Below are 6,925 nucleotides of genomic sequence, written 5' to 3' on the forward strand. Positions count from 1 at the left end.
TTTACTATGCAGTGGCTTAGGGTGACTAAGGCGCCGTGCGGTAGCTTTTGTATTGCGTTACTCACACCTTAGCAAGGCGTTATACGCTTTGAGGAAATAATCGAATATGAACAAATTAGTATTCAGAGTTTGTGACGATAGCAGTCCTTACTGGACTGATCTGGAAAGGTTATTTCAAAGTGAGTGGGCTGACTTTTCGTTTGCAGATACCTACAAGCCTGAATCTGAACTTCCTCCGGTTATTCTCGCTTTGAGAAACAATGAGGTTATTGGCGGTTTGGCTTATTCTCGATTCCGAGAGCCACATGGCAATTCAGAAGTAGTGTGGTTAAATGCTGTTTATGTTTCACCTGACTGGCGTGGTCAAGGCATTGCGAGTGAATTGATAAACCGAGGTGTTAGCCAAGTATCAGCAACAACTCAAAGTAATCTGTATGCTTATACTCATATTGTACCGTTGTATGAGTCTTTGGGCTGGTCAGAAGTTGACATTGAAAGTGAAGTAAATCATAAGGTTATGAAAGTATCGCTCTAGTGTTAGCACGCGTATAACAAAGCATTTAAGAGTGATTCGCAACGCTTGGCATTTTCGCTTCGCTCAAGTATAGCCAAGCGCTGCTCACACCTTAATGCGGCGTTATACGCTTTATGGAAAATAATACAAAAAGGACGTTATGAAGTTATCAGAATTACAAAGTCATATAAAAGAATTCGATTATGCGCCAGAGCAATCTGAACACTATTTTTTAAAACTAATCGAAGAAGTTGGCGAATTATCGGAATCTATTCGCAAAGGTAAAAGTGGGCAACCAACGCTAGATGAACTTAAAGGTTCAATCGCAGAAGAGTTATATGACGTCTTGTATTATGTTTGTGCTTTAGCCAATATTCACGGTGTAAACCTTGAGAAAACGCATGAACTAAAAGAAGTTCTGAATAAGGTTAAGTACAACCGCTAGAACGCGTATAACAAATTGTTCAAGAGGGATTCAGCACGCGTGGCATTTTTGGTTTGCTTCAACTTAAGTGTCTACGTCACAATACTTTAAGTGCAGTGGTCTGCGTTGCTCACCACTTAATGCGGCGTTAGGCTTCAAGGAGGAAGTTGTTAGTGCTGAAACGACACTGGACATCAGAAAATCTGGTCTTCTCTGAGTTTTCAAATGATGAGGCGCATTTAGCCAAGTCAATTTTTGACAGTAACTCAAACGTAAAGGTATTGGATCCAACGTTTAGAGAATGGCCTTTAGCTGAATATGAAAAACTGATCAATGAAAGTTGTCGGTCAAAATTACCTGATGACCAAGAAGCATTTTACCTAAGAAAAATCAGTACTAAGAAAGATGAGGTGGTTGGTTATGTGCAGTTGGAATTTCATGCTCCTTCTGACGGTACTCTTTGGCTCCCAATGTTAACTATTCTCCCGAGTTTTAAGGTAAGGGCTTAGGCTCAGAAATTGTTAGTAGTGTCATCGCAGTAGCCCGTGAATATACAAAGATTCAGCGCCTAGGTTTAAATGTTTATGTGGAAAACATCCCTGCTTTTAGGTTCTGGTACAAACAAGGTTTCACACAAATCCGGGCTTTCGAGCCAGAAATAGAATTAGGCAAAGAGTACAATTGCTTAGTGTTATATCGTGAGTTAGAAGCCTAACAAAGCGTTCAAGAGTGACTCACAACGCGTGGCATTTTTGATTTGCGTTGAGCTAAGTGACTACGGTGCTTTGCTGAAGCTTTTGTATTGCGTTGTTCGCACCTTAACGCGGCGTTAGCAAGCTTAAAGGAGTAAGTGTATGTTTTCGCATTACATATTATATGTATTGAATCAAGAAGCGAGTTCCAAATTCTATGAACATGTATTGGGTTTAACCCCAGTATTGGACGTTCCGGGCATGACAGAGTTTCAGCTAAGTAACAATTGTAAGCTAGGTCTGATGCCGTATGCGGGCATAAATAAACTATTAGGTATGGACTGCACATCCTCTAGTGAAGCTTGCCTTAATCCTAGTTCAGAGTTGTACTTGGTAGTAGATAATCCTCATGATTACCACAAACGTAGCTTGAACTTTGGCGGCGTAGAATTGAGCCCGGTACAGGAAAGGGATTGGGGGCACATTGTAGGTTATAGCAAAGATATTGATGGTCACATCATAGCCTTTGCAAAACCTTGCTAACAAAGCATTTAAGAGGGATTCACAACGCTTGGCAGTTTTGGTTTGAATTAGCTTAAGTGTTTACGTCACAATGGTTTAGGTTAGGTGGTGTCGTTGTTCACCCCTTAATGCGGCATTATATGCTTTAGGGATTTCTGAACAGGATGTTTTTGATACTAGCAATATTGGGTGCTATCTACCTATTATTTAAGCTGTACCAAGAAGGCGAAGAGATAGGTTGGAATAGAATTTTAGTTACTATCTTTTTTTTCAGCTATTCAGCTCTGTATTTGTATGTACCACCTTTCTTAGGCATGAATAACCAATATGCAGGTAAAATGTACGAATTAGTTCCAATCGGATGCTATTTCATGGCTTTACTTCCCGATATGGAAGAAGCAGAAACTGAGGCGAAAGCCTTCGTATTTTTCGCTTGGTGTGGTCTTATTCTCATAGCATCTTTCTTGGTTTACTTTAAGTTGTATGTGTGGTGATGGGTGCCAGTACGCATATAACAAACTGTTCAAGAGGGATTCACAACGCGTGGCATTTTCACTATGCGTTGGTTTAAGTGATTAAGGTGGTATGCGGCGGCATCGGTATTGCGTTGTTCACCCCTTAACAGGGCGTTATATTTTCGGGGGAGATATGAGTTTAGTCGAAGATTTTCTAAGTGAATTTTGTGAAATCGAAAAGTACTTACGTGTACTAACCAATAGCGACGAACACAAGTCATTTAGCAAAATGCTACAAGAATCTAAAACAAAAAATAGAGTCGTCAGTCGCTATATTGGTGAACTGGGCACGTTTGCAAGTTTAAGAAACTTGCTAAGCCATGAAAGATTTAGTGGTGCACATGTAGCATCACCCTCAGAACAAGTCGTTGAACGTATAAAAGAACTTAGAGCAAAAATAATTTCACAGCCTCGGCTATTGAAACTGTGCTCAGTTGAACTCTTAACTTTCGACAAGTCGGATACTATTCAAAAAGTTTTGCTCGAAATGAGGAAAAATGATTTTTCACAGGTCCCAATTCTATCGGGGGGCACTTTGTTTGGTGTGTTGTCGTCAAATACGATTTCTAGATGGCTTGGGTCTGATGCTTTTGAAGGTCTTTTCTGTACATCGGAAGCAACGGTTGAAGAAGTTATGGCACATCAAGAGTTTTCTGACAATTACGAGATTTTACCGCAAGATCAAACTTATGGTAAGGCAGTGGCAAAGTTTGAAAAAGCGACATCAACAGGTAAGGCTCTGGATGCAATTTTGATCACGCACTCAGGCAAACCAGAACAAAAGTTGCTCAGTATAGTTACAATGGCTGACATGCCTAAGATTATGAGTGAGCTGTACTAAAAATATAACAAACTGTTTAAGAGTGATTCGCAATGCGTGGCATTTTTGCTATGCGTTGTGTCTAGTGTTTAAGGTGTTATGCGGCGGCATCGGTATTGCGTTGCTCACACCTTAACAGGGCGTTAGCACTGGGTTGGCTTCAAAGGTTAAACGTTTCTGTGTTTATTGGTTTGTTTTCCTAGCTTTACACCTGATCAAATGTACCTTTCATGTTCGCTCCGGTGGCACTATATGCGAAGTTTTCGCTTTGACTTCATCGTTTACGGTTTCTAACTTTCGGGCTATTTCTCTGGCGTGGTTTCTTTGGCGCCGAGAGGTTTTCGGCAAAACAAGTATTTCTTTGTCGCTATTGTTCAAGTTCCAAGCCCGTATTCTTTGCTAATTTGAAAGCGGTGAAAAAGGGCAGTTAAGCATGTTTTTCTTCTAGCCAACTTACGTCTTGAAGTTTGTTTTTAGTTTGGCAGCTGTCCGTTTGGTTTTGGTGTTTTATGCCATAAATTTAGTGCTATGTTTTAATGCTTTGGTGTGTTTCAAAGGCTTTAAGAGCAGCGTGCTAACAAACAATTCAAGAGGGATTCGTAACGCGTGGCATTTTTACTATGCGTTAATTTTAGTGATTAAGGCGGTTTGCGGCGGCATTGGTGTTGCGTTACTCACCCCTTAATTGGGCGTTATGTTCTTGGGGGTTTATGGAAAACTTCAAAATTAGCAGAATCCACACAAAGTTAGGTATTTTCCGACTATCTGGAATCCTCAACAATGAAAGTGGTATTAAAAATATCAGCTATATTTCTGCTGAATATATGGGAACTGATGGCTGGTGCGAACTTAATTTACAGTCGGAGCATACTCAAAATTTACTGAGAGACATTCAAATTGAAGTGTGGCAGTACCTAGCGTGAGCAAGTCTGTTGCATCGACCAGACATAGTTTTGTAAATATCAGTGGCTTCAAATAGCTACGAACATAACAAAGCGTTCAAGAGGGATTCTCAACGCTTGGCAATTTTGGTTCTAAGTTTAGCTTTTGTGTTTATGGCACAATAATTTAGGTTTGGTGGTTTGCGTTGTTCACCCCTTAACGCGGCGTTAGTCGCCAGAAAAAGCTAGCAGTCAAAATCATGTTTCTAAGCTCAAAACTTGGCTACTGGTTGTTTGATTCATAGTTCTATCTTCGACGGTCAAAGCTCAGTTTCATCGGTTCTAAATCAATGCATTGCTATTTCCCAAGCGGTTGTTTCGTTCTTTGGTGGTGATAGAGCGGGGCAATCGAAAATCTGTTTTTGGTTGCAAATCTGCTCGGTGAGTTTGTTGGTTTAAAGGCTTATTTACTAGCTGAAAGGACGTTTTCTTTGGTGTGGTAAGTTCCACATGGTTTCAGTGACTTTGTTGAAAGTCCACACTGTGAGATTGGTTTTCCAAAAGCGCTTTTGGGTGTTGTTAGTCCGTTTTCTACGGCGCTGTTTGTTCCAAGTGGTTTCATTGAATAGCCGCTTTGAGACTACGCCTGACTTAAGTACATCAAAGCACATAAAGTTTGTTGTTCGCAAAGTTTAGTTCAGCTTAAAATTGTCGCTCGGTGCCTCGCGACTAACAAACTGTTCAAGAGGGATTCGCAACGCGTGGCATTTTTTACTTTGCGTTGGTTTTAGTGTTTAAGGTGGTATGCGGTGGCTTCGGTATTGCGTTGCTCACCCCTTAACAGGGCGTTAGCCTTTTTACCGAACTCAGCTACGTATTTCATTTTGTTACACAGTAGTCATTGGTTTTGTCGCATATCGACGATTGACAAATAGGTAAATAAGTTTGGACTGAATATCTTCGATCTCTCGAGAAAAGGAGATCAACAAATGAAAATAAAAAATCGATCTATTGTATTATTAAAATCAAAATCTCAATGTGTAACTTATTCAGGAGATCCGTTGCATGACAAGGTGCGGGTTATTTCTGCTGCGGCCAACTCAAAGAGAAAAATATTGTCACGAGCTGAGATAGCAAAAACTATACTCATTGTGGAAGAGGAATAGTGAATGAGTGATAAAGTTAGAATATTTGCTTATAAGCCGTTTAAAGATTCGCTCTCCCCTGATGTTTATGAGGCTTTAAAAAACAAGTTTCGTGAGTACAAGTAAAAAGGTGTGCAACCACATGATTTTGGGAGAGATACGACGTTTGATTTTTCCCGAAAAGCTTCGATTATCCGGGTTGCGACATATACATATAAAAGATAAAACGTCCAAGCGTTGGAACTTGAAGAAGTTTGCATTTGATAAAACTAGCAATACAGCTCTTATCTATTCTAGTAACTATTTTGATGACAATTGCTATTTACTTATTGGTTTGCTAGATAATGCTCATCACGCCTACAAAAATAACCTATTATATTTATTGGAAATGTCTGATATTGCTGATAGCTTTAGCAATAAAAATTTATAGGAACAAATATGAAAACCACTTTAAACTGGAAAAAAGGCACACCACCAACTCCCGGCATTTACTTTGTAGCACAGAAGTTGGGGCAATCTATAGGTAGATATGACTTCATGCTGTGGAGTGGAGAGGTGTGGGAGACAGATCAGCAGGTTGAAATTATAGCCTATGTAGATGCCGATGATATCAAAATGGCGTTATCCCCAGAGTGGCCAGAGAATTCTGATAGAAAATTGCCTCAAACCAATAAAAAAGATCTCCCTAATGATATTTGGGTAGAAGATTAAAACTAAAGGCTAACAAAGCATTTAAGAGTGATTCCCAACGCGTGGCATTTTTACTCCATCGTTGGGTTTTGTGTTTACGGTGGTATGATTAGGTTTCGTGGTAGCGTTGCTCACACCTTAATGCGGCGTTATGTGAAAAGAGGATTTATGGAACTTAGAGCGTTTATAAAAGAGTCAATCAAAGACATTATGGGTGGTGTTCATGATGCGCAGTTGGAAATTGAATATGGAGAAGTCGTTCCTAAATCTAGTACTAAACTCTCTGTAATTGAAACTGGCTTAACTAGCATACAAGCTATCGATTTTGAAGTATCAGTCAATGTTGTTGAAAATGCAGGTAGTGAGGCCAAGCTAAACGTCGTGGCCGCAGTGGTGAATGGTGGAGTTAAAGGTAATAGTTCAAATTCATCGGGTCATACAGCAACTTTGAGCTTTAAGGTTCCAGTCAAAATGCCAGTTCACAATCAGAGTAAATCAGACACAGAGTAAAGCTATCACTCGTGTTGTGAAATTTCACATAACAAGGTGTTTAAGAGGGATTTGTCAACGCGTGGCATTTTCAATTCAAATTAACTTAAGTGTCTAAGGCGCTCATATCCGCTTTGGTGGTAGCGTTGTCTCACCCCTTAACAGGGCGTTAGTACGGGTCTGGCATCAAAGGTCATAAGTTTTGGTGTTTATCTATTTTGGCGTTCGTCTTT

Annotated in this window: 11 protein-coding genes; all 11 read left to right on the forward strand. The window is 40.0% G+C overall.

Annotation, left to right across the window (positions count from 1 at the left end; translation table 11 throughout):
- The first annotated feature begins 106 nt into the window (after positions 1 to 106).
- The 11 genes from R8N46_RS23960 to R8N46_RS24010 all read left to right on the forward strand — a co-directional run bounded on the left by R8N46_RS23960 (position 107) and on the right by R8N46_RS24010 (position 6,713).
- Entirely contained in the window at positions 107 to 535 is a 429-nt protein-coding gene (locus tag R8N46_RS23960) for a GNAT family N-acetyltransferase (protein ID WP_115386062.1), read from the forward strand.
- A gap of 139 nt (positions 536 to 674) precedes the next feature.
- Positions 675 to 959, forward strand: a complete 285-nt coding sequence (locus R8N46_RS23965; RefSeq protein ID WP_017448465.1) for a MazG nucleotide pyrophosphohydrolase domain-containing protein — start codon at positions 675 to 677, stop codon at positions 957 to 959.
- Between the two features lie 152 nt (positions 960 to 1,111).
- Positions 1,112 to 1,447, forward strand: coding sequence for a hypothetical protein (locus tag R8N46_RS23970; protein WP_240701358.1), 336 nt, complete (start codon positions 1,112 to 1,114; stop codon positions 1,445 to 1,447).
- Positions 1,448 to 1,470: 23 nt separating this feature from the next.
- Positions 1,471 to 1,653: a hypothetical protein gene (locus tag R8N46_RS23975; RefSeq protein WP_318098552.1), complete on the forward strand. Its 183-nt coding sequence runs from the start codon at positions 1,471 to 1,473 to the stop codon at positions 1,651 to 1,653.
- 139 nt (positions 1,654 to 1,792) lie between these two features.
- Positions 1,793 to 2,173 (forward strand): VOC family protein, encoded by a 381-nt coding sequence (locus tag R8N46_RS23980; protein ID WP_031382130.1) that lies wholly within the window; start codon positions 1,793 to 1,795, stop codon positions 2,171 to 2,173.
- A gap of 143 nt (positions 2,174 to 2,316) precedes the next feature.
- Complete coding sequence (locus R8N46_RS23985; RefSeq protein ID WP_025590471.1) at positions 2,317 to 2,646, forward strand: hypothetical protein; 330 nt, start codon at positions 2,317 to 2,319, stop codon at positions 2,644 to 2,646.
- Positions 2,647 to 2,800: 154 nt separating this feature from the next.
- The gene (locus R8N46_RS23990; RefSeq protein WP_213972574.1) at positions 2,801 to 3,508 is read left to right on the forward strand and encodes a CBS domain-containing protein; all 708 of its coding nucleotides are present in this window, start codon (positions 2,801 to 2,803) and stop codon (positions 3,506 to 3,508) included.
- A gap of 1,849 nt (positions 3,509 to 5,357) precedes the next feature.
- On the forward strand, positions 5,358 to 5,534 hold the full coding sequence (locus R8N46_RS23995; RefSeq protein WP_170960365.1) for a hypothetical protein: 177 nt from the start codon (positions 5,358 to 5,360) through the stop codon (positions 5,532 to 5,534).
- A gap of 121 nt (positions 5,535 to 5,655) precedes the next feature.
- Entirely contained in the window at positions 5,656 to 5,943 is a 288-nt protein-coding gene (locus R8N46_RS24000) for a type II toxin-antitoxin system YafO family toxin (protein WP_250156754.1), read from the forward strand.
- 8 nt (positions 5,944 to 5,951) lie between these two features.
- Positions 5,952 to 6,224, forward strand: coding sequence for a hypothetical protein (locus R8N46_RS24005; RefSeq protein WP_115386059.1), 273 nt, complete (start codon positions 5,952 to 5,954; stop codon positions 6,222 to 6,224).
- A gap of 147 nt (positions 6,225 to 6,371) precedes the next feature.
- A complete protein-coding gene (locus R8N46_RS24010) occupies positions 6,372 to 6,713 on the forward strand; it encodes a trypco2 family protein (RefSeq protein WP_104979332.1) in 342 nt (113 codons plus the stop codon).
- Positions 6,714 to 6,925: the final 212 nt, after the last annotated feature.

It is taken from the genome of Vibrio sp. 1874 (genome assembly GCF_033344395.1).
Taxonomy (GTDB): domain Bacteria; phylum Pseudomonadota; class Gammaproteobacteria; order Enterobacterales; family Vibrionaceae; genus Vibrio; species Vibrio alginolyticus.

Excerpts from the sequence above, each read along its gene's own strand:
- R8N46_RS23960 (WP_115386062.1), top strand. The coding sequence starts at position 107 with ATGAACAAATTAGTATTCAGAGTTTGTGACGATAGCAGTCCTTACTGG.
- R8N46_RS23965 (WP_017448465.1), top strand. The coding sequence starts at position 675 with ATGAAGTTATCAGAATTACAAAGTCATATAAAAGAATTCGATTATGCG.
- R8N46_RS23980 (WP_031382130.1), top strand. The coding sequence starts at position 1,793 with ATGTTTTCGCATTACATATTATATGTATTGAATCAAGAAGCGAGTTCC.
- R8N46_RS23985 (WP_025590471.1), top strand. The coding sequence starts at position 2,317 with ATGTTTTTGATACTAGCAATATTGGGTGCTATCTACCTATTATTTAAG.
- R8N46_RS23990 (WP_213972574.1), top strand. The coding sequence starts at position 2,801 with ATGAGTTTAGTCGAAGATTTTCTAAGTGAATTTTGTGAAATCGAAAAG.
- R8N46_RS23995 (WP_170960365.1), top strand. The coding sequence starts at position 5,358 with ATGAAAATAAAAAATCGATCTATTGTATTATTAAAATCAAAATCTCAA.
- R8N46_RS24000 (WP_250156754.1), top strand. The coding sequence starts at position 5,656 with ATGATTTTGGGAGAGATACGACGTTTGATTTTTCCCGAAAAGCTTCGA.
- R8N46_RS24005 (WP_115386059.1), top strand. The coding sequence starts at position 5,952 with ATGAAAACCACTTTAAACTGGAAAAAAGGCACACCACCAACTCCCGGC.
- R8N46_RS24010 (WP_104979332.1), top strand. The coding sequence starts at position 6,372 with ATGGAACTTAGAGCGTTTATAAAAGAGTCAATCAAAGACATTATGGGT.